At 48.0% G+C, this 22,147-nt stretch carries 21 protein-coding genes and 1 pseudogene; 4 read left to right on the forward strand and 18 right to left on the reverse strand.

Annotated features, from left to right (window positions below):
• Positions 1-14: 14 nt before the first annotated feature.
• The 5 genes from cas8c to HUN05_06620 all read right to left on the reverse strand — a co-directional run bounded on the left by cas8c (position 15) and on the right by HUN05_06620 (position 5,348).
• A complete protein-coding gene (gene cas8c / locus HUN05_06600; GenBank protein ID WDP84858.1) occupies positions 15-1,763 on the reverse strand; it encodes a type I-C CRISPR-associated protein Cas8c/Csd1 in 1,749 nt (582 codons plus the stop codon).
• The gene (cas5c, locus tag HUN05_06605; protein WDP84859.1) at positions 1,760-2,461 is read right to left on the reverse strand and encodes a type I-C CRISPR-associated protein Cas5; all 702 of its coding nucleotides are present in this window, start codon (positions 2,459-2,461) and stop codon (positions 1,760-1,762) included. The genes cas8c and cas5c overlap by 4 nt, the downstream gene beginning before the upstream one ends.
• 20 nt (positions 2,462-2,481) lie before the next feature.
• Positions 2,482-3,474, reverse strand: a complete 993-nt coding sequence (locus tag HUN05_06610; GenBank protein WDP84860.1) for a hypothetical protein — start codon at positions 3,472-3,474, stop codon at positions 2,482-2,484.
• A gap of 46 nt (positions 3,475-3,520) precedes the next feature.
• Positions 3,521-4,735, reverse strand: coding sequence for an ISL3 family transposase (locus tag HUN05_06615; protein WDP84861.1), 1,215 nt, complete (start codon positions 4,733-4,735; stop codon positions 3,521-3,523).
• 85 nt (positions 4,736-4,820) lie between these two features.
• Positions 4,821-5,348 (reverse strand): CRISPR-associated endonuclease Cas3'', encoded by a 528-nt coding sequence (locus tag HUN05_06620; protein WDP84862.1) that lies wholly within the window; start codon positions 5,346-5,348, stop codon positions 4,821-4,823.
• Positions 5,349-5,565: 217 nt separating this feature from the next.
• On the opposite strand from HUN05_06620, the gene HUN05_06625 reads away from it, so the two are divergent.
• Together HUN05_06625 and HUN05_06630 are read left to right on the forward strand one after the other, a co-directional pair.
• Positions 5,566-6,780, forward strand: a complete 1,215-nt coding sequence (locus tag HUN05_06625) for an ISL3 family transposase (GenBank protein WDP84863.1) — start codon at positions 5,566-5,568, stop codon at positions 6,778-6,780.
• A gap of 274 nt (positions 6,781-7,054) precedes the next feature.
• Positions 7,055-8,210, forward strand: a pseudogene (locus HUN05_06630) (IS4 family transposase).
• Between the two features lie 223 nt (positions 8,211-8,433).
• Here HUN05_06630 and HUN05_06635 read toward each other — a convergent pair.
• The 10 genes from HUN05_06635 to HUN05_06680 all read right to left on the reverse strand — a co-directional run bounded on the left by HUN05_06635 (position 8,434) and on the right by HUN05_06680 (position 17,866).
• Positions 8,434-9,144 carry a WYL domain-containing protein gene (locus HUN05_06635; GenBank protein WDP84864.1) on the reverse strand — a complete coding sequence of 237 codons (711 nt, stop codon included), beginning with the start codon at positions 9,142-9,144 and terminating at the stop codon, positions 8,434-8,436.
• Between the two features lie 489 nt (positions 9,145-9,633).
• A complete protein-coding gene (gene pyrE / locus HUN05_06640; GenBank protein ID WDP84865.1) occupies positions 9,634-10,302 on the reverse strand; it encodes an orotate phosphoribosyltransferase in 669 nt (222 codons plus the stop codon).
• Between the two features lie 41 nt (positions 10,303-10,343).
• Positions 10,344-11,159 (reverse strand): dihydroorotate dehydrogenase electron transfer subunit, encoded by an 816-nt coding sequence (locus tag HUN05_06645; protein WDP84866.1) that lies wholly within the window; start codon positions 11,157-11,159, stop codon positions 10,344-10,346.
• Positions 11,156-12,088 (reverse strand): dihydroorotate dehydrogenase, encoded by a 933-nt coding sequence (locus HUN05_06650; GenBank protein ID WDP84867.1) that lies wholly within the window; start codon positions 12,086-12,088, stop codon positions 11,156-11,158. Before HUN05_06650 ends, HUN05_06645 begins: the two co-directional genes overlap by 4 nt.
• Positions 12,089-12,161: 73 nt before the next feature.
• Positions 12,162-13,367, reverse strand: a complete 1,206-nt coding sequence (locus HUN05_06655) for an NADH:ubiquinone reductase (Na(+)-transporting) subunit F (protein WDP84868.1) — start codon at positions 13,365-13,367, stop codon at positions 12,162-12,164.
• A 9-nt stretch (positions 13,368-13,376) separates the two neighbouring features.
• Complete coding sequence (gene nqrE, locus HUN05_06660) at positions 13,377-13,985, reverse strand: NADH:ubiquinone reductase (Na(+)-transporting) subunit E (GenBank protein WDP84869.1); 609 nt, start codon at positions 13,983-13,985, stop codon at positions 13,377-13,379.
• 2 nt (positions 13,986-13,987) lie between these two features.
• The gene (locus HUN05_06665) at positions 13,988-14,623 is read right to left on the reverse strand and encodes an NADH:ubiquinone reductase (Na(+)-transporting) subunit D (protein ID WDP84870.1); all 636 of its coding nucleotides are present in this window, start codon (positions 14,621-14,623) and stop codon (positions 13,988-13,990) included.
• 9 nt (positions 14,624-14,632) lie between these two features.
• On the reverse strand, positions 14,633-15,373 hold the full coding sequence (locus HUN05_06670; protein WDP84871.1) for an FMN-binding protein: 741 nt from the start codon (positions 15,371-15,373) through the stop codon (positions 14,633-14,635).
• Positions 15,366-16,529: an NADH:ubiquinone reductase (Na(+)-transporting) subunit B gene (locus HUN05_06675; GenBank protein ID WDP84872.1), complete on the reverse strand. Its 1,164-nt coding sequence runs from the start codon at positions 16,527-16,529 to the stop codon at positions 15,366-15,368. Before HUN05_06675 ends, HUN05_06670 begins: the two co-directional genes overlap by 8 nt.
• A complete protein-coding gene (locus HUN05_06680) occupies positions 16,526-17,866 on the reverse strand; it encodes an NADH-quinone reductase (GenBank protein WDP84873.1) in 1,341 nt (446 codons plus the stop codon). Before HUN05_06680 ends, HUN05_06675 begins: the two co-directional genes overlap by 4 nt.
• Before the next feature lie 450 nt (positions 17,867-18,316).
• On the opposite strand from HUN05_06680, the gene HUN05_06685 reads away from it, so the two are divergent.
• Complete coding sequence (locus HUN05_06685; protein WDP84874.1) at positions 18,317-19,009, forward strand: TIGR04282 family arsenosugar biosynthesis glycosyltransferase; 693 nt, start codon at positions 18,317-18,319, stop codon at positions 19,007-19,009.
• Between the two features lie 21 nt (positions 19,010-19,030).
• Here HUN05_06685 and HUN05_06690 read toward each other — a convergent pair whose 3' ends face one another.
• The gene (locus HUN05_06690) at positions 19,031-19,747 is read right to left on the reverse strand and encodes a TIGR04283 family arsenosugar biosynthesis glycosyltransferase (protein WDP84875.1); all 717 of its coding nucleotides are present in this window, start codon (positions 19,745-19,747) and stop codon (positions 19,031-19,033) included.
• A 254-nt stretch (positions 19,748-20,001) separates the two neighbouring features.
• Here HUN05_06690 and HUN05_06695 point away from each other — a divergent pair, with 254 nt between their 5' ends.
• The gene (locus HUN05_06695) at positions 20,002-20,385 is read left to right on the forward strand and encodes a pancreas/duodenum homeobox protein 1 (GenBank protein ID WDP84876.1); all 384 of its coding nucleotides are present in this window, start codon (positions 20,002-20,004) and stop codon (positions 20,383-20,385) included.
• A 78-nt stretch (positions 20,386-20,463) separates the two neighbouring features.
• On the opposite strand, the gene HUN05_06700 is transcribed toward HUN05_06695, so the two are convergent.
• Positions 20,464-20,994 carry a peptidylprolyl isomerase gene (locus tag HUN05_06700; GenBank protein WDP84877.1) on the reverse strand — a complete coding sequence of 177 codons (531 nt, stop codon included), beginning with the start codon at positions 20,992-20,994 and terminating at the stop codon, positions 20,464-20,466.
• Between the two features lie 104 nt (positions 20,995-21,098).
• Positions 21,099-22,145, reverse strand: coding sequence for an HD domain-containing protein (locus HUN05_06705; protein WDP84878.1), 1,047 nt, complete (start codon positions 22,143-22,145; stop codon positions 21,099-21,101).
• Positions 22,146-22,147: the final 2 nt, after the last annotated feature.

A 22,147-nucleotide genomic window follows, 5' to 3' on the forward strand; every position in this document is an offset into this window, starting at 1 on the left:
GGTTCTCCTTGTTTTTATTTGTCTTTTTGATTTTTTGTGTTTTTTGTAAAGAATTTTTGCATCTGATGGTAATAGCCAATGGCAAATCGCCCCTGGTCTTCAATATTTAAATGGGCCGGGAACGCAAGGTCGGCAGGGATGTCGTTGATAATTTGGTTTAATAAATTTTCAAAATATATTTTGCGGCCATTGTTGTTTAACTTGGACAGATGATGATTTTTTAATCTTAAGAGGTTACCAAAGACTGTTCGTGGGGTCATGGATGCAGAACTATAGAAACGGTCTCGGATTGTTGCGTTGATACCGGGGCTGGCTTCCTGCTGAATTTTTTCAAGGGTGGCAAACAGCCTTCCTAACCGGTAGCCGATGTTAGTATTGTTTTCATCCAGGCTCATGTGAAGTTCCTCCTTTATATGGGGATGTTTAAATCGAATTGATAGGTTTATGCAGGCTTTGATCAGGGACGCCCGGGCGTAGGTGACAGCCTGTTCCGTTCGGATACGTCGAAGGGCTGCCATTAACAGGGTTTGGGGATAGGGCAATCCTTGGAGAATCGACCGCATGGTTTCTCCTGCAAGGTTTGGGGGGATGTTTTCTGATTTTCCAAGGACCGCCGTTGATACCAGGAGCCGGAAAAGGGAAAGTGTCTCCCTCTCCTTTGGGCCGTGGATAATGCGGATATCCTCAAAATGCAGCTTTATTTTTTCTGCCATATTGGAGACCGAGTCCACTATCCAAAAACGGACGGCAATACGGGCGGCATTGGGGGAGAGGCCCAGTACATAAAATTTATTTTTTTTGTTATCTCCTTCTAAGTACGCTCCGTTTTCAACCGACCGGAAAAGACTCTCCACAGCTTTTACCCCCCGGTCTGGATCATCTTTGGGCGGCTCTCCAAAAAAATTTGGCAGTTGCTGTTCAAGGTCACAGGCTTTTTCAGCCCAGAACACTGTAGAGGCATCTCCTACCCGCATCCGTTGACCGGAATCCCTGGACAGCAGATAGTTTAGGGCCGTGGTATAGGCAAAAACAGTATTTTTACCCATAGGCGCGTTATCCCCCTGGTTTTTGCCAAAGGATTTAAATGCCTCAAGGTTGAACGAGACAATGTTGGCACCGGCGGTTTGGGCGCCGTACACCCCTTTTATGGCGGGATGAAGTCTTTCCGAAGAGACCTGTTTGCCGGTCACAAGGCAAATGGTACCATCCTTATGGCTGCCTGAATCGGCTGCCCGGGAAATGATGGATTTTACTTCAGGCCGTTCCGAAATAATGCAGGTATCTTTGGCAAGCTGGAATGTCACATTGGCTTTTTTATCCTCAATAAGTTCCTGCCAAGCCTGTCCAAATCCAGAAAGAATTTCAGTCTTATCTTCTTTAATCAGAAATTGGCTAACAGCAAAAAGGCCCTGTTCTTGGTTATTTTCTAAGGCTTGGATTTTCTCCTTGAATGCCTCATGCTGTTTTGCTACCCGTTCTGGTGCTTCCTTTAAGAGTACTCCCAGGGCATATTCCAGATTATCCCAAAGCAGATTCGCTGCGACACCGCTTGTCTTTTTGACTGCCTGGGGGATCAAAAATTTTTTCGCTCTTTTATTTTTACCCTGGCCTTCATAGGTTGAATTGATGTTGATGGGTGTCCCGTCAGGTTTTAAAGTGATGATATAAGGAATTTCTTTATACTCAAATCCCAATGGTGCCATTTTTGACTCCGGCTCAGATGATTTTCGGTCATAATATTCCTTAAGTGCCTGAAGTATCATCCCAGCACCTCCTCTGAGTTTTTTCTATCCGGAACCGTAATGATCCCATTTTTCATTTGGGGTCTGAAAAACAGAGGTTTAATATTTTGGGGATCTGAGAAATCCATGTCATAAAGCATCCAGCCAAGATCCCGGTTTTCTTCAACCGGAGTCGCCGGTTCTGCAACAGGATTTACCAGGCGGAACTGGGCGGAAAATTCACGGCACCCCAGATAGGGCTGGTTAAAGCATTGGCCCTTTTTTGCCCGCCGTTCAAACATGGCCGCATACTTGGAAGGGGTTTCATCTTTTCGGAGCATTGCCTTTTCTGCCGTATCATTCAGGTATTCCGGCAGGGGATTTAACACTTTTTTCCTTTTTTCCGGGGGGATGAATTCAAACTCGGCAAATAATCGATATTTGACATCCCTGAGCAAAAGCCCCGCTCTTTGCTGCCTGTTGTCATCAATGAATATTTGTTTTTTCCGGGGTGAGGCCACAGCTCCCACTTCATTGCGCCGGACAGATATCCATTTGATGGGGGAGAGTACCTCAATTCGTTTTACCTGCCAGAATATGGCAGGCTTCCATAGAACAGCGTCAAAAATTGCCCTGGCCGCAGACGGGGTGATCACATCATAGCTGACGCGTTCCACCTTCATTTCCGGCCGGGTAAAGCAGGCATAGGGCCCGCTGACCTCCAGGCAAAAACCTTTCATGGTCCACCTCTTTTATTATATTAGGAGATTAAATCCTCTGGTGCCCAGCCCTGGCCAAAAATATCCAGGCCATGGGAATTGCTGTAGGGACCGAGCCAGGCCCAGAATTCGGGCCACACCTCGTCTATAAGTCCCTGGTGTTTTATTTTTTCAAAATCTGTTTTGGAAACATTAACTGAATATCTTTGAAGTTTGCGCATATTTTCCCGTGTGGGCCCGATGTGGCGCAGTTCCTCAAGAAATTTCCCGCTGTTCCCATAGGTTACAAAAAGGGGGCGGGAAGTTTGTTCAATCAGGTTAAAGGCTTTTGCTGCCGTCCTGAATTGAACATGAAGATCAGGCGCGTCTTTGATCAGCCAGTCTTTAAATTTGTCGCCCGTATCGTTGACTTTACCGTAAAAAAGGGAAAAGTACCGGTCAAAGATGTCAGGATGATCGAGATTGATTTTACCCGTATGTATTAATTCCCTGGTTGTATCTTCTCCCTTGCGAAGCAATCCGCCGGGTGAGTGTTTTGGGGGGATGAACACAACGATCCTGCCTAATTTGCCAACCGTGTTGAGCGTTCCTTCCCTATTGCAACGCCCCCCTGACTGGGCCACGGAATCCAGCCCGGATAGGGCCCTGTAAACAACAGGAAAATCAATATCCACACCTGCCTCCACCAATTGAGTGGAGATGACCCGGATGGGAAGGCCTTTTTGGAGGGCTTTTTTGATTTTTTCGATGACCTTTGATCGATGTTCCCCGCACATCAGGGCTGAAAGATGGATGGTGCCTTGGGGCATGAGCTGAAAAAGATCAAAGCAATCTTTGCGGGTGTTGACCACACAGAGCACCTGTTTATGGCAGGTCAGGTCTCGGGCGATGTCTTTCCAGGTGGACGGGGTTTTCATATCCTTTGGGAAAATGGTTTTTGTCCTTTTTAGCTGTTTATACAGCTTGGATGGGTTTGAAATGATGTTGAAGGGCGGGTCAATTCCTGGCAGGGCCGGTTGTGTTGCCGTTGACAAGGCCATGGAGACCTTATAGTCCCGGGTCAGATGGTTGACTTTTGGTTCATCCGATTAATGCGTACCTTTTATTGTGAAGGTCCAAAAGTTTCAACCTGAAAAACTCCGAATCCCTGTATCCATAAGCTTTCCGTTTCATGGTTTTTATCTTGTTATTTGTCCCTTCTAAAGGACCTGTAGATATCCTGTAATCATAGTATGAAAGGATTCTTTGCCTGTGCACAGCCAAGGTCTTGGCAAATTTCATCAACATTGGAATTTTGGAAATATTGGCCAGATTGATCCAATTGCTGACTATCTTTTCAGCTGTTTCTTTTTTCTTTTGATTCCATATTTGCCTGAGTTCCTCTTTCATGTAGTAGACTACCAATAGCGGCTGATTTATTTTCAATGCTTCTTCTAACCGTTGGGCCTCCTTCTTGTCATCACTGAGGTTTTCGGGATTTTTTAACAAAAGCCACCGGACTCCCTTCAGAAGTTTTTGTTGCCCGGTATTGGCAAGAAGGTTGTAGAGCTTTCGCCTGAAATCCGACAGTTTCTCATTGAACAATTTAACAACATGAAATCTGTCAAAGACAATTGCTGAACCAGAAAGATTTTCAATAACAGCACTCAAGTATGCCGGGGACATATCGATGCTGACGGCTTTGATTTTTGCTTTCGATATTTTCACTTTTGTCCAAAAAGATTTCAAAGCTTCACCACCTTTTCCTTCTCCCACGTGCAGAATTCTACCGGATTCCAGATCCATCACGATGGTCAAGTATTTATGCCCTTTCCCTATGGAAATTTCATCTATGGCAATCTGCCGGACTTTCTCAAGGGGGATATTTCGATAACGCCTCAGCAGGTCTTCTTTCTGGATCTGCTTTATCGTATCCCAGCTGATCCTTAAATGGATGGCAATATCTTTGATTGTCATGAACTGAGACAACTCCAAGACATACCGTTCAAAAGCCCGGGTATAGCTTTTCCCCTCCTGGGCAAAGGATAGTTTGATTTGCCGGACAAATTGACAGAACGAACACCAAATTCTCTGGATAGCCGTCCTGAGAATCACGGGTTTTGAACCTACCGGTATTGTTCTGAGATCTCTTGTCACAATCCCTTTCCTGGTGACGGACCTGGAATTACATTCCGGGCATTTTACCGCCTCCGGTTTTGGTATGAGTTCAAAAGTGATTATTCCACCGATGAAACGTGTTGTTTTATAAAAGTAGTCACGAAGGCCAAAGGCATGGTATATGAAGCTTGTGGACATTAATTCATTCTCCGATTTTGTGCGAATAACACAAAAAAATTAGAACATGATCATGTTCACACCATCATTTCAAGCATAAAAATCCTTACTGTGTTATTGCCTTCCCAGTGATGTTTCTCAGTCCAGGTACGCGATTTTCTGATGAACCTGACTTTTTTTCAATTTTGTCTGCTTCCTGACGGATATTTGAAAGATTCTTTTCACCTTCGTCAAGCCTGAATGGAAGGGCTGCCCGTCCGGTTTCTGAAGAATAAAAATCAGGCAGGCCTGCATGGTGGCCGGATACAAGATAGGCATACACCAATCCAACCTGGGGGCCGAACACCTCCATTGCAAAGGCTGCTCCGGCACTGGAATGATTTATTTTTCTGGTTCCGATTCCATCGTACCTTCTATCATCAAGCCCGTTTTCTCTAAGAAGATAGGCCTGGAATTCATCGGCGGCCTTGCCAAGATCGTGTAGGCGTCCTGCATTCCAGGCCCAATCGGAAGAGCAGAAATCCTTTGAAAAGCCGTATGCCTTTTGGGCGACATTTTTGAGATGAACCTCAAGTTTTTGCCAGTCTTCTCTGGGCTGACCGTCCTTGCTGTGGGCATATAGCTTTTTTGACATATGAAAGTCTCCATGATTTTTTTAACTATAGTTCCGATCTGGGACAAAAACGGTCCTATAAAAAACTATGGTTCATCAGAAAATCGCGTACCTGGACTGAGAAACATCACTGGGAAGGCAATAACACAGTAAGGATTTTTATGCTTGAAATGATGGTGTGAACATGATCATGTTCTAATTTTTTTGTGTTATTCGCACAAAATCGGAGAATGAATTAATGTCCACAAGCTTCATATACAATGCCTTTGGCCTTCGTGACTACTTTTATAAAACAACACGTTTCATCGGTGGAATAATCACTTTTGAACTCATACCAAAACCGGAGGCGGTAAAATGCCCGGAATGTAATTCCAGGTCCGTCACCAGGAAAGGGATTGTGACAAGAGATCTCAGAACAATACCGGTAGGTTCAAAACCCGTGATTCTCAGGACGGCTATCCAGAGAATTTGGTGTTCGTTCTGTCAATTTGTCCGGCAAATCAAACTATCCTTTGCCCAGGAGGGGAAAAGCTATACCCGGGCTTTTGAACGGTATGTCTTGGAGTTGTCTCAGTTCATGACAATCAAAGATATTGCCATCCATTTAAGGATCAGCTGGGATACGATAAAGCAGATCCAGAAAGAAGACCTGCTGAGGCGTTATCGAAATATCCCCCTTGAGAAAGTCCGGCAGATTGCCATAGATGAAATTTCCATAGGGAAAGGGCATAAATACTTGACCATCGTGATGGATCTGGAATCCGGTAGAATTCTGCACGTGGGAGAAGGAAAAGGTGGTGAAGCTTTGAAATCTTTTTGGACAAAAGTGAAAATATCGAAAGCAAAAATCAAAGCCGTCAGCATCGATATGTCCCCGGCATACTTGAGTGCTGTTATTGAAAATCTTTCTGGTTCAGCAATTGTCTTTGACAGATTTCATGTTGTTAAATTGTTCAATGAGAAACTGTCGGATTTCAGGCGAAAGCTCTACAACCTTCTTGCCAATACCGGGCAACAAAAACTTCTGAAGGGAGTCCGGTGGCTTTTGTTAAAAAATCCCGAAAACCTCAGTGATGACAAGAAGGAGGCCCAACGGTTAGAAGAAGCATTGAAAATAAATCAGCCGCTATTGGTAGTCTACTACATGAAAGAGGAACTCAGGCAAATATGGAATCAAAAGAAAAAAGAAACAGCTGAAAAGATAGTCAGCAATTGGATCAATCTGGCCAATATTTCCAAAATTCCAATGTTGATGAAATTTGCCAAGACCTTGGCTGTGCACAGGCAAAGAATCCTTTCATACTATGATTACAGGATATCTACAGGTCCTTTAGAAGGGACAAATAACAAGATAAAAACCATGAAACGGAAAGTTTATGGATACAGGGATTCGGAGTTTTTCAGGTTGAAACTTTTGGACCTTCACAATAAAAGGTACGCATTAATCGGATGAACCAAAACTATTTTGAGTTTTGATCTTTTTTTCTTGGATACGTTATTGTTATTTCTGCCTTGTAAAGCAGATACGCAATAAAGCAAAATATAAGAAATTCAATTTTATTGCTTTTGAGTAGTATTAACGCATCTTCTATAAAGGGTCAGTAGTGTCCGGTTAGGTTGTTGCATATAAAAAGCATCTAAAATCATTGAAAAAACAGTCTGTTTTGTGTTGACAAATGTGCGTAAAAATTTTTGTGCGCCTTGAAAATTTAACTCAAGGAGCTCAAATGACGCACATCTCAGTCCCTAAAAAACAACTACGGTCCCTGAACTTTGACAATTTCAGGTGCCCTCTGATAAAGTCACTTTCAAAAGCACCGGAATTACAATCTCGAGGAGACCGCCCTTTAAAAATGACATTCGAAGACCAGATAAATGCTTTGGTTTATTTCCATCTTCAGGAGCACAAGTCTGCCCGACATTTAATTCAGGATCTCAAGGAGAATGTTTTTGCTAAAGAAAATATTGCGCCAGACGGTGGTATCAGCCGTAGTAGTTTCTGTGAAGCCATCAATCACAGGGGACTCTATCTTTGAGGATCTTTATAAACAGGCTCTTGAGTGTCATCCGGGTGAACACGCCGAGTTAGGAGAGTTGGTTTCCATTGACGGTAGTCTCATAAATGCAGTCCTTTCAATGCACTGGGCGAACTACAGAAAAGGAAGTAAAAAAGCCAAAGTACATTGCGGATTTGACATTAATCACGGAATCCCAAACAAAATCTTTTTGACTGAAGGCAACGGCGCTGAACGCACCTTTGTTCCCAAAATACTTTCCAAGGGGCAAACAGGTGTTATGGATCGTGGATATCAATCCCATAAAGAATTTGACCTGCTTCAGGAGCAAGGCAAACATTTTGTCTGCCGTATAAAAACCAGGACAACAAGAACAATTATTGATAACCACGAGACCCCTTCCGACAGCTACATTTTTTATGATGCACTGGTTAAACTTGGTACTCCGAATCAAAACCAGACGAAAAGGCCTGTTCGGGTTGTTGGCTATAAAATTGCTGGCGTCAAATACTATGTGGCAACTGACAGGCATGATTTAACAGCGGAACAAATAGCAACAATTTATAAACTCCAGTGGACCATTGAGGATTTTTTCAAATGGTGGAAAGAACATCTGAAGGTATATCATCTCATTGCCCGCAGTGAATACGGCCTTATGGTTCAGATTCTTGGCGGCCTTATCACTTACCTGTTACTGGCAATCCATTGCCAAAAACAGTTTAATGAAAAGGTCACGATCAAAAGAGTTCGGCAGCTGCGAACCGCCATTCTAAATGACCTGTTTGGGTGCGAGGAGCAGGGCTCTCATAGTTCAAACAGGGACAATATTGTCAAAGATCAAAAAATTATTGAGCAAGCAAAAACCTAACCGGACATCACTGATAAAGGGTATCATTTTTTTCCCTGTGGCCTGAAAATTTCTAATTCTGAAAAAGCTGATAGACTCTTTCACTGTGAAAGAGCCTATTAGCTATTTACTGATATGCTGTTTCAATCCACTCAATAAATCAAATGATTATAGAGACCCTTTTAGGAAAACATAAAAGATAATTATGTGTCAAGCTTTATTTACTAATATGCTGAAATAGTTTTCATGTATTTATCATAAATTTTAACTCATCCTTAATCTCCATCCTTAAATCTTCTGGTTCCAATACCCTTGCCTCCTTACCAAAAGACATGACCCAGCGTTTGACATCCCTGCGGCCCGAGATGGTCATGGACAAGGTAAGAGAGCCGTCTGAATGGTTTTGGATCTGCTGGTCGGCGGCCCAGGATTTTTCTTTGATGTACGGGGCCTCATTTGGGGAGAAACGGATTTTTACCCTGACAGGATCGCCATGGGTCAGGTTGAAAGCGGAGTTCAGGACGGCTTGAGGGTCAAAGTGATTTGGGTAATTTACGTTGCGTTTGAGACGCTGGATGGTTTTGATCCGTTCAACCGCATAGGTTCTGATTTCACGGGTTTGCATTTTCAATGCAAAGAGATACAGCCCGCCGTTGTTTTCGTAAAAGTGAAGGGGGCCGATTTCCACATTTTCAATCGTGTCCTTGTAAAACGCGTGGTATTTGATCTGGCAGGAGGTTCGGTTGAGTATGGACTCTGTGAGTTTTCCAATGGTTTTTTCATGGCCGGCATATGTTTTGGATCCAATGGTTTTTGAAATGAAAATTTGTTTGAGCCCGGCAAGCTCATTTTGTGTTTTTTCAGGAACAAAATGCATGAGTTTGGCAAGCCCGTTTTTAATGTGAGAATGGATTTTTGTTTCCCTGAATATGGCGGTTTCGCCGGAGGCATGCAAAGAGAAATGATTTCCGGGATGGTCAGGGTGATTTTCGGCAGATCAATATTGGGCATGCGGACAAGATAGGCAGGTTCGATATGCCAGTATTTTTCCCGTTCAAAGAGGGGGCGTTCATCGTAAATGGGGATACCGATTTCTTCGAGGGCCTGGATGCTTTTGGATACCGAGCGGATGGAGATGTCCAGTTTGGATGCCATCTCCTTTTTTGTGGCCCCTTGGGATTTGGATAAAAGGGTGAGGGTCTGGATAAACTGAACGAGGTTTTTTCCTCTCATGATCGTCCTCCATAGATTATATTTGCTCTTATAGTAAATAAGCAAGGGGGTTGCAATCAGGGAAAGTATTTAGTTTTGAGGGAAAAATTAATTAAAGAAAAGGGGGATTATGGTGCGGTATCCTTAATAAGGGGGCTGCCCCGGAGGCCTCTGGCTCTTGTATGGGCAGTGCCCCCCTGTCATAGGGGGCAATACGCCCCCCGGTCCGGGATTATTTTTCCCCGTATTCAGCCAGGTATGACTCAATTTTTGTTTTCATCTTGTCGTCCAGAACGATTTGGCCGTTGATTTCACGGTTGTGAAGAAACTCGATGATTTCAGAGATGGTGACAATGGCGAAAATGGGAATGCCCAGGGTATCAGCCACTTCTTTTAGGGCATTTTTTTCGGTTTTGCCCCGTTCCTGGCGGTTGACGCTGATAACGATGCCTGTAACTTTTGGATTGTCACAGGTTTTCAGGATTTCCAGAGACTCTCTGATGGCCTTGCCCGAGGTGATCACATCATCCACCAGGATGAGCCGGGTTGACGCGTTCAGGGGCATGCCCACCACAGCGCTTTTGTCTGCATAGGTTTTGGCCTCTTTACGGTTAAACACATAGCCCTTGTCAATGCCCTGGTCGGCCAGGGCGGCGGCAGCGGTGATGCACAAAGGAATGCCCTTGTAGGCCGGCCCGTATATCCCGTCAAAATCGTCCTTAAAATGCGCCTGAATGGCCCGGGCATAATAGGTGCCCAGTTTCTGGATTTTGGCGCCGGTGTCAAACATGCCGGTGTTGATAAAATAGGGAGCGATTCTCCCGCTTTTCAATTCAAACTCCCCGAATCTCAATGCCTTGCACTGGACCAGAAATTCGATAAACTCTTGTTTGTAACCCATAAATATCTTTCCTGTTTTTTTGTCTCCGGCATTTGCCGGGATTATTGGCATCTCCATGATGCGTATTGGTCAATGGCCACGGGCTGCCCTGATTTTAGCAAGGCCTTGGAGTTGAAATCTTCCATGGTCCTTAAGATTTTGGAGCCAAACACCGGGCCGTCCTTGCACACCACCTGGCTGCCGCAGACACAGGCCCCGCAGACCCCGAACCCGCACCGCATATACCGCTCCAAAGAGATCTGGCAGGGGATCGCATGGGCTTCACAGATTTTAAACACCCTTGCCATCATGATTTCAGGGCCGCAGGCATAGACCATGTCCAGACCTTGTTTTTTTAATCGGTCTTCCAGAATTTCCGTGACAAATCCTTTGTGCCCCCGGGACCCGTCATCCGTGCATAGGTTTCGATGGGTTGCAAACCGGTCCGGGTAGAGGAGAAACTCTTTGGACCTTGCCCCGTGGATAAAAAAGATATCTTTGTCTTCCAAGGCTTCAAGCCGGTCCACAAGCGGGGCCAGAGGCGCCATGCCGCATCCCCCTGCCACAACCCCGATATTGGATTTAGGGCTGATCTTGAACCCATTGCCAAAAGGCCCCCTGATGCCGATTTGGTCTCCTTTTTCCAGGGCAACGGCTCGTTTTGAAAACCGGCCCTTGGCCTCAACGGTAATGGCAAATTGGGTTGGCCTGTGAAGGGAGATGGTATAGGGCTTTTCATCCAGACCCGGAATCCAGACCATGAGGAACTGGCCTGGCTTAAATTTAATGGAAAGGTCAAAATAAAGGCTGGCAAAGGAGGGAGAATGGACCTGTTTTCGGGCCACCCTTACCATCACGGGTCGCTGGTCTGTAATCATTTTTCCCCCTTTGGGTTCACAGGTTTTTGTTTTCCATGGGCAATGCCGATGATCTGGTCAATGGAGGTGGCATGGGTTTTCAGCCAGTCGTCAATTTCCTGGTTGACCCTGTTGAATACATTGATTCCTCGGTACCGGACGGCCGTGCCCATGCCCACAAGGCTGGCCCCTGCCATGATGATTTCCACGGCATCGGCGCCGGTGGTGATCCCCCCAAGGCCGATGATGGGGATGGAGACCTGTTCATAGATATCATAGACACAGCGCACGGCAATGGGCCGGATCATGGGGCCGGACAGTCCCCCTTTTTTAAAGGCCAGCACCGGCTGTTGGGATTCAATGTCAATGACCATGCCCGGTCCTGCCGTGTTAATGGCGCAGATGGCGTCGGCTCCGGCCTCTTCACAGGCCTTTGCAATGGTGCCGATGTCAGGCGCTGCCGGGGTGAGCTTGGCAATTACAGGGATATCGGTCACCTTTTTTACGGCAGAGACCACGGCAAATGAAGATTCCGGGTTGACCCCGAAGATCATGCCGTGGCTCTCTGAATTGGGGCAGGAGATATTCAGTTCAATAAACTCAGGGCCCTTGGCCGCCACAAACTGCGCCACCCGGGCAAACTCTTCCACAGATCCGCCGTAAATGCTGGCATTAACGGGAAATTTTCGGTTTTCAAGATCCTGCCATTCCTCTTCCATGTTGAGATAGCCGGGCGTGTGCAGGCCCACGGCATTGATCATGCCCTCTCCCAGGTCAATGACCGTGGGATTGTGATGGCCGTCCCTGGGCTCAGGGCCGATGGACTTCATGGTGGGCAGGCCGCACCCGTTCGCCCAGACCCGTTCCAGAATGGCCTTATTGTTGCCAAGAACCCCCGAGGCAAGTACCAGGGGGGTTCTTAGGGATGTTCCCAGAAATTCAATCTGCATATTATTTTTATCCTCTTGTAAAATCGAGGGTTTGTCTATCATGAACCCGAGGGTTTGACAAGGCAGAGCAATCCTAAAATTTATCGTAAAAGATCATATCATCTTCTATGCCCATCTCGTAGAGGCCGCTGATAATGGCATCGATCATGGGCGGAGGCCCGCAAAGATAGTATTCGATTTCTGCAGGATCCTCGTGGCTGCAAAGGTATTCATCGCAAAGATGGGTATGGATAAAGCCTTGAAGCCCGGTCCAATGATCCTCTTTTTCAGGGGAGGACAGGGCCACATGATAGGAAAAATTTTTGTATCTTGCTTCAAGATCCTTGAAATCCTCGTCATAAAACATCTCTCGTTTGGATCTGGCCCCGTACCAGAATGAAATTTTCCGGCCCGAGTCAATCCCGTCCAGCTGGTGAAGGATGTGGGACCGCAGGGGGGCCATGCCGGCACCGCCCCCGATAAAGCACATCTCCCTGTCCGTGTTTCTGGCCATGAAGTCCCCGTAGGGTCCTGAAATGGTGACAGGGTCACCCGGTTTAAGGCCGAAGACATAGGAAGAGCCGAATCCCGGGGGGATCCCTGCCGTGCCCGGGGGCGGGGTGGCAATGCGGACGTTGAGCATGAGGATCTCATTGTCATGGGGGGGATTGGCCAGAGAATAGGCCCTGAAGCCGGGCTTTATCCCCTTGGAGGTCAGTTCGAGCAGGTTGTATTTTTTCCACTCGCTTACATACTGGCTCTGGATATGAAAGTCCTGGAAGTTGAGATCATACTCGGGCACATCTATCTGGATATAAGCGCCTGCCTCAAAATCAATGGGTTCCACAGGTTTGAGCACCAGTTCCTTGATAAAGGTGGCCACATTTTCATTGGAGACCACCTGGGCCTCAACTTTTTTGATGCCGAAAATGGATTCAGGCACGTCAATGTTCAGGTCTTCCTTGATTTTAAGCTGGCAGGAAAGCCGCTTGCCCGCAAGTTTGTCCTTCCGGCTCAAATGGGCAAGTTCCGTGGGTAGAATACTGCCTCCACCCTCGGTGACTGTGCATTTGCACATGCCGCAGGACCCGGAGCCCCCGCAGGCCGAGGGCAGAAAAATTTCGTTGGCAGACAGGGCGGACAGCAGGCTGGGGGTGCCGGCCACGGTGATGTCTTTGTCTTTATTGATGGTCACCTTATGCTCTCCCTGGGTGGTGACTTTGGCTTCCACAAAAAGCAAAACCATGACCAGAATGCCGATGACCGCGGTAAAGACCAGTATGCTGATAAAATAAATCAAGGTTGCCTCCTAGAGGGTAATGCCTGAAAACATCATGAATGTCATGGCCATGAGCCCTGCAATGATCATGGTGATCCCAAAGCCGTCAAGGCCTTTGGGCACATCCGAATACCGTGTTTTTTTCCGGATGCTGGCCATGGAGACAATGGCCAGCATCCAGCCGGTGCCCGACCCTGCCCCGAAGACAATGGATTCAACAAAGGTGTAGTTTCGTTCCACCATGAAAAGCGAGGTTCCCAGAATGGCGCAGTTCACGGCAATCAAAGGTAAAAACACCCCCAGGGCTGCGTAGAGCATGGGCGAATACCGGTCAATGACCATTTCCACGGCCTGGACCATGGCGGCGATCACCGCAATAAAGGTGATAAATTTTAAAAAGCTGAGGTCCAGGTCTGGAAAACCTAACCAGGACAGGGCCCCGGGTGCCAGAAGCCCGTGGTAGATCAGCCAGTTGACAGGGCTGGTCACCGTGAGGACAAAGATAACGGCAAAGCCTAAGCCCGTAGCGGTTTCCACATTTTTGGACACCGCAATAAACGAGCACATCCCCAGGAAATAGGCCAAAAGGATATTGCCGATGAAAACCGAATTGATAAAAAGGCTGAGAAGATCGCCCATGGTTAACTCCTTTTTTCGCTTGAAATACCGGGAAGGGAATTTTTCAGCCAGACCAGCAGGCCGATGATGAAAAAGGCGCCCGGCGCAAGGACCATCAGCCCCATGTTTTGGAATCCTAAATCATAGATAAATTGGGGGATGATTGGCAGACCGAAAAATTTGCCCGATCCGAGCAGTTCCCGGACAAAGGCGACCAGCACCAGGACAAGACCGTAGCCAAGTCCGTTGGCAATGCCGTCCACAAAGGAATCAATGGGGTCATTGGCCAGGGCAAAGGCCTCTGCACGGCCCAGGACAATGCAGTTGGTAATGATCAGGCCCACAAATATGGACAGCTGTTTGGAGATGTCATAGAAAAAGGCCTTGAGCACCTCGTCCGTGACGATGACCAGAGAGGCGATCACGGCCAGTTCCACAATGATCCGTATGTTGGAAGGGATATGCTTGCGCATTAAAGAGATGGACAAAGAAGAAAAGGCGGTGACCACGGTGAGGGCCACGGCCATGACAATGGCTGTGGACATTTTTACCGTGACGGCCAGGGCAGAGCAGATCCCCAGGACCTGGTAGGCCACGGGGTTTTCCTTCCATATCCCCTTGATCAGTATTTCCTGGTATTCTGTTTTGGATTTGAACATGACACCCCTTTATTTTTTTTGAGTCTTTAATTCTTTTTGGCGGAAGGTCACAGAGACGCCCTCATATTTGATCAGGGTATCTTTGATTCCCTGGGAGAGGTATTTGCCTGTGAGGGTGGCACCGGAGATGCCGTCCACAAAGTGATCCTGCTCGGTTTGGGGCAGATCCTGGGTCTTGCCCTTGGCAATGGACACGGAGACGAACTTATTTTGGGAGTTGAGAATTTTTTTGCCTTTAAAGTTTTTCTTGAACCAGGCCGCTTCAATTTCTCCGCCTAACCCCGGGGTCTCCGAATGGCTGAACACGGAAAATCCCGACACGGTCTGACCGTCGTTTTCAAAGGCCAGGTAGCCTCTGATTTTTCCCCACAGCCCCCGGGTGTTCACCGGCAGGATATACCCTGTGATATTTTCTTTCATGGTCGTCTGGACATCCTCTTTTTGGGGTCCAAGGATAAAGTAAAGGTGCATGGCCCCGGGGATTTCGGTTTGAATCACCTTGCCCTGTGGGTCCACGATTTTTTCCTGGATACGGGTTTCGTAGATGGCGTTGACCAGGTCTTTGTCAGGTTTGTCCCCCGGTGCCACGAGTCCTGCCGCAGAGAGCAGGTTGATTTTTTTATCCAGGGCAATGTTTTCCTGTTGAAACCCTTTAAGGCCTGTGGCGGCTGCCGTGATCAGCAGGCTGCAGACCAGGGAGAGGCCTGCGGCAAAAAGGATCACATTTTTGCGGCTGTTTTTATCAGACATTGGGTATCCTCCTGGCAGACCGGAATTTTACCACCAGATGGTCGAGTAAGGGTGAAAAGACATTCATGAACAAAATGGCCAGCATCACCCCTTCCATAAAGGCCGGGTTCACCACTCGGATGATCACGGTGAGAAATCCGATCAAGAGTCCGAAAATCCACCGGCCCGGATTTGTGCCCGGTGCAGAAACAGGGTCTGTGGCCATAAAAGAGATGCCGAATAAAAATCCGCCGGCGCAAAGATGATACAGAGGACCTGCATTGGCCCAGCTCTCTTGGCCCCCGGGGATGAGATATACGAGCAGGGCGGTGATCACAAGCCCTGCAATCCCGCCCAGGATGATCCTGAAATTGGCAATCCGTGTGACCATGAGAAAGGCAGCACCGATCAGGCAGCACAGGGCTGAGGTCTCTCCCACACTGCCCGGGATCAGGCCGATAAAGAGCCGGGTCAAAGAAAATCCTGCCTCGGACAGGGCAGACCCGATGGCCTGGCCTTCAAACCCGGTTACGGCGAGGGCGGTGGCTCCGGATATGCCGTCCACAAGATCTTTGCCTGCAATCCAGATGTCTCCGGACATGGACACGGGATAGGAAAAAAAGATAAAGGCCCGGGCGGTCAGGGCCGGGTTTAAAATGTTTCTGCCCGTGCCGCCGAACACCTCCTTGCCCATGACCACACCGAATGAGATCCCCAGGGCCACCTGCCAGAGGGGGATGGTCGGGGGCAGGCTCAGGGGAAATAACAGTCCTGTGACCAGAAATCCTTCTGAAATTTTATGACGGCGAACCACGGCAAAGAGAAACTCCCATAAAAATCCCACCCCGTAGGATACCAGGATCATGGGCACCACATAAAAGGCACCTGTTGTGAATTCCTGGACCAGGGTATAGGATTCCCCCGTAGCCAGGCCTGCCTGAAATCCGGTGTTGAATATGCCGAAAAAAGTGACCGGTACGAGGGCCAGGATCACCATGCTCATATAGCGCTTTAAGTCCAGATGGTCCCGGACAAAGGGCATGAACATGTTTTTGGGGGAGGGCAGAAAGAAAAAGGTTTTGGTGGCATCCCAGATGGGTTCATATTTTTTGTATTTTCCCTCTCCGGTAAACAAGGGCTTTGTCTGGTCAAAGATGTTTTTTAGTGGATTTTTCATGCTTTGTCCTTGTAGTGGGCATCCATGCCGTTTGCCAGGATTTTGGCCAGTTCTATTTTCGAGGGGCAGGCAAAGGAGCAGAGCCCGCACTGGCAGCAGTCCAGCAGCCCCATGCCCAAGGCCTCTTCAATTTCGTCCGCTTCAAGGGCCTTCATGATAAAACTGGGCATGAGATTGTTGGGACAGATTCGTTCGCAATAGGAGCAGTTGATGCAGGCGCGAACCTCCCCGTGAAGGGTGGCGTCCATGGTAACAGGGGTTTTAAACACAGAAGACAAAAAAGAGCTGGAAAGCGTTGCCTTGTTTCTGCCCGGCCGTAGAAATCCAAACATCTCCTCCTGCTCGGCGGCCTCAATGATATTGACGGTGTTTTCAAAAAATCCCAAATGGGACTGGGGACTCAGCAGCCTGCCGTTAAAGCGCCCGGTGGTCATGATGTTGTCCGAAGTCACCTTTCCGGTAAGAGCGTCAAGGGGCACCCCCTGGCGGGTTTTTAAATGGGGCCGCCGGTCCTTGCCCCGGGTCAGGGTGACAATCTTTTCAATGGGATATTGTCCGGTGAGGATAAATTTTCCCATCATGATCAAATGGTCAAGGCTGATGCACCAGGAAAGGTTTTGGGCTTCATTTTCCTTAAGGGCGAAAAGTACTGCCCCGGGGTTCCAGGCAGGATATGTGTCAGCCACTTGGTGGGTGATCTGGCTCTCAATGCTCGGATCCAGCCGGTCAGGACCTGCAAGACAGCTTTGCCTGGCCGTAATCACGATGTTGTGGGAAAAGCGTTTCAGGGCGGCAATGCCTGTTTCAAAGGCGCTCACATTGTTTTCAAGGACCCGGCCCGGATGGGGGGAAAAAAGGTCATTCCCGTTCAGGGAAACAATGATCATGGCCGGGGTGTGGTCCGGGTCTGCCGTGTCCATGGCCGGGAACTGGCGAAGGCCCTGCCAGAGACCGCCTTGCTTGAGGCGGTCGGCTATTTCTGATTTGGGCAGGTCTGCAAGTGTTTTAGTCCCGATCGGGTCAAATTGGAAAAACTCATCCTTTTTTTCAGCCAGGATAATGACTTCTTCCAATCGCCTTCGTTCTCCATACAAGATTTTTTCCACCCTGCCTGTGGCAGGAGAAAGATAGTTGGTGGACAGGTCACGTTTGTCTGTGAACACCGGAGAGCCCGTCTGCACCCAATCCCCCTCTTTGACCAGGAGTTTGGGGCGGATAAAGGGAATTCCTTTTGCAGAACACCCGATTGTACGGGGAAAAGGAATCTGGATCATGGTCAGATCCGGACTTCCGTCTAATTTGGGTGTGAATCCCCTGGGAATTTTGATTTTTTCCATCGGTTCAATTCCATTTTTATCAATGATATGATGTGCTGAACGATATTTTAACTGCATCTCCCGTTTAACCAGAGGTATCTTATCAAATCCTGCTGTAATTTCAAGTCTGCAAAACAGAAGAACAGGGCAGAATTGAATCCGGCCCGTTGATCCCAAATCCGCTTATGGTTATGCCTGACCTGTATTTTGTTTCGGCACGGTTTTGTCACAATTCAGCGGGTTTGATCTTTTAGTCCAAATTTTTGTCCGCCATTGGGGGGCATGTGCCGCAGTGGGAATGGAACAAGGCAACCAGGACGGGGGGACCTTGAACACCAAATCAGGATCATGCCAATTGGAGATGACAAAGGCGAAATAATTATTGTATACTTTGGCCTGATTTTTTTGATTATTCAAACAAGGCCGAAAAAGGAGGGGATAAACCCTGGCTCGGTATTCAGGTCGCGCATTATGACGGGAAGAAATAAAAATATGTCACTTCAAAAAAATAAAGAGATTTTACTCATCTTTGTTCGCGCTCCTGAGCGTGGCCGGGTCAAGACCCGTCTGGCAAAGGCGGTGGGCGATGAAAAAGCCCTGGCCCTGTATAAACAATTTTCAAAGGCAAGCCTTGATGCAGCCCACGCCTGGGCTGAACAGGGGTCAACAGCTTCGGGTCAGGCCCTAAGGCAGGTCTGGATCTGCTTTTACCCCCAAGAAAAGTTGGATCTTGTAACAGAGTGGCTGGGCCGGGATCATATTTTTTGGGCCCAGTCCGGAGCCGGCTTGGGAGAGCGCATGGCCGGGGCCATGGCCGCTGCCTTTGACCAGAATGCCGTGCGGGTGGCGCTCCTGGGTACGGATATCCCTCAGATTCGCCAGGCCCATCTGGGCCGCGCCTTTGAATGCCTGGGGTCAAAGGATGTGGTCCTGGGCCCGAGTCTGGACGGGGGGTATTGGCTCATCGGCGCCCGCTGGGACAGGTTTTCTCCCCGGTTGTTTGAAGATATTGAATGGGGCGGCGATTCTGTGTTTTCCGCCACCATTGACCGATGCCGGGAAAATCATCTGACCTGTGCCCGGCTTGACCTGCTTCGGGATGTGGATACCCTGGCGGACCTTGAGGCCATTGAAAACAAAAAGACTGGCAAGGCTCGTATTTAAATTCGTTCTGGATCTGGGCGGTCATGAATAATACCATTTTTCAAGTTTCCACGGCGATACCCCCATTGCGTATAAAAAGATAAACCCCCAGTTTTTAAGGGTGGTGGAAATAATACCCCGGGTTTCCCAGCGCCGGGCTGAGGTGAGAATGGTTTGGCCCGGGAAAAAGGGGGGTATCCTTTTTTTTTTCACAGCAGCCATCAATCCCACATCTTCCATCAGGGGCAGGTCCGGGAATCCGCCCACCCTGTTAAACAGGTCTTTTGAAATAAAGATACCCTGGTCTCCGTATGGTATCCGGGTGAGCCTGGATCTCAAGGAGGCGGTTCGTTCAATGATCCTGAACACAGGTTTGGGAGAGTCTATGGCCAGGTCAAAGGCTCCGCAGAACAGGGGGCCAGAGGTTTGCCGGCCAAAGATCATTTGGTCCATGCCGGCCTGGCTTGGCCGGGTGTCGGCGTGGAGAAATAAAAAAAGATCTCCTGTTGCGGCCCTGGCCCCTGCATTCATCTGAATTCCCCGCCCCCGGGCAGATGCAATCATGCGGATGCCCGGATCGGGCATCCAATGATGAGCCTCAGGAGCAGTCCTGAGAAAGGAAAGGGTGGATGCTTTTTTTTCCCCGTCGACCACAAGGATTTCAAAGGGAACCAAAAGGCGAATGTCTGCCAGAGCCTTGAGGGTCTGGACAAGGGAGATTGTTTCCTTGTACACTGGAATGATGATTGAAATTTTCATGATCTTTTTTACCATGGTATTTTAGAAAAACACAAACTTTGGAAATTGTTTGCACCCATACCTTTCATTATGGGCTTTGAATTTTAAGCCTATTCAGGGCGGGGTGAAAACAAGGGTCCAACCAGGCAATTTCCCGCGTTATTATGGGGCTTCGCCCTGGGGAATCAGTGTTTTGGGCTTGATTTTCTTTTGAGGAAGGAATAAATGAAAGATTTATATTTGTAATTGACAAGGGAAAAGGAAAGATAAAAAGAATGGATATAAACGCGTTGGACCGTATCATTACCCAGGAGTTTTTAGACCGTCTCTTACCACCGGAAAAAAGCGACCAGTTTTTTGAGGCCCTTTACGGTGACGCCTCTGAAGGGGCCTATGATATACGGCTGGAGCCTGTATCTGTTTCTCAAGACCGAATTGTTCTATCCTTTAATCTGACCCAGCGTCCGGGCAAGTGTTTGGTCTGTAGCCTGACCTATGGTCTGCCCACGGTGTTTTCCCGCCATCCGCTGATCAATATCAAGGGCATGGTGGCTCAGATGGAAGAGGCAGGGATCAGGATTAAAAAATGGCAGTTAGGGGATACCGAAGAAAATTCTGCCGCCCTTCATATCATTCCTTTGTTTATGGATCTTGCCTGATCGTTGCTGGGCTGGAATAAAAAGGCCGGGTGCTTGACGCATCCGGCCTTTAATATTTTATCCCATGTTTTGTAGGTCTTATGCTTTGGGAAGCTTGGGAAAGGATTTGTTGAGTTTTTTATTCCAGTCATCCAGTTTGGCCTTTACCCGTTTAAAAAGCGCACCTGAATTTCCCTGGATGGCGATGCTGTCAATGGTATCGCCCTGGGCAATGCTGTCCACAATTTTCTGGTCATCTGCGGACTCAACCTCTCCGAATACGGTGTGCATCCCGTCCAGGTGAGGGGTGGGGCCATGGGTGATGAAAAACTGGCTGCCGTTTGTTCCCGGGCCTGCATTGGCCATGGAAAGGATTCCGGGTTTGTCATGCTTAAGGTCTTTTTTAAACTCATCCTCAAATTCATACCCCGGGCCGCCCATGCCGTTGCCGTAAGGGCAGCCGCCCTGGATCATGAAATCCGGGATAACCCGATGAAATTTTAGCCCGTTATAGTATTCGCGTTTGGCCAGGTTTGCAAAGTTGCCCACGGTAAAGGGGGTCTTGTCTGCAAAGAGTTTAATGCGGATGGTCCCTTTTGAGGTCTCCATGATTGCTGTCAAGTCTGCCATATGTTTTCTCCTTAAAATTAAAAAAAAGCTGTTCAAAAATAAGGTGTGATTTTATTTTGTCAAATTGGAAACAGGAGTCGCTGCCATTCCTGAACCATACCGGATCAGGTCCGGATGGATTTTTCGTCTCTTTCGCTGAGGTTGAACTCTTCTAAGGTGATTTTTGAGATGTCGCCGAGCGCCTGGCGGATGGATAAAAAATGATCAAAATGTTCAAGAAAAAGATCGGTCAGCATGGGGTCAAAATGGTTTGCTTTTTCCTGCCGGATAATATCAAACACCATCTCAGGCGGGTATGGCTTTTTATAGGGGCGTTTGGAGGTCAGGGCATCAAAGGTGTCGGCAATGGCAACGATCCTGCCGGAAAGGGGAATCTCTTGTTTGGACAATCCTTTGGGGTATCCTTTGCCGTTGAATTTTTCATGGTGGGTCAGGGCGATTTCTTCTGCCATCTGTAGGATCTTTGATTTTGATTTGCTCAAAAGCCTGGCGCCGATCAGGGGGTGCTGCTTGATGATCTCAAATTCTTTTGGGGTGAGTTTGCCCGGCTTGAGCAGGATGCTGTCCGGGATGCCGATTTTTCCCACATCATGCATGGGTGCGGCATAGCCGATGGTTTCGATAAACCGGGTGTCAAGGCCAAGAAGGCGGGCCATACAAGAGGCATATTCTCCAATTCTGACAATGTGGTCTCCAGTATCTTCATCCTTGAATTCCGAGGCCATGACCAAACGGTGAATGGAATCCACATAGGCATGTTTAAGCTCTTCATGGGCGTTTTGGGCCGCTTTTTTGAGCTGCCGTTCCTTGAGGACCCGCCGGACCCTTAATATGATTTCCTGGATGGAAAAGGGTTTTTCAACAAAGTCGCTGGCCCCGATATTGATGATCTCATCGTATTGGTATCCCTGGGCATGGCCGGTGATCAAAATATCCACCGGGGTCTGGCCCATGATTTCCAGGGCAATTTGACCTGAGGGGGCAACCGTGCACCTGTGTCCGGCCACCTCCATGGCCCTTTCAAAGAGATCCTGGATGGATGGATCGTCATCCACAATCAGAATATGGGCTTTGGCGGATGGCGCCAAGGCAGCGGACTTGACCGGAAACCTTTTTTTCCCGGCCCGGATATTTGGGGACGAATCAGCCATGA

This window comes from Desulfobacter sp., from assembly GCA_028768545.1.
Classification (GTDB): Bacteria; Desulfobacterota; Desulfobacteria; order Desulfobacterales; family Desulfobacteraceae; genus Desulfobacter.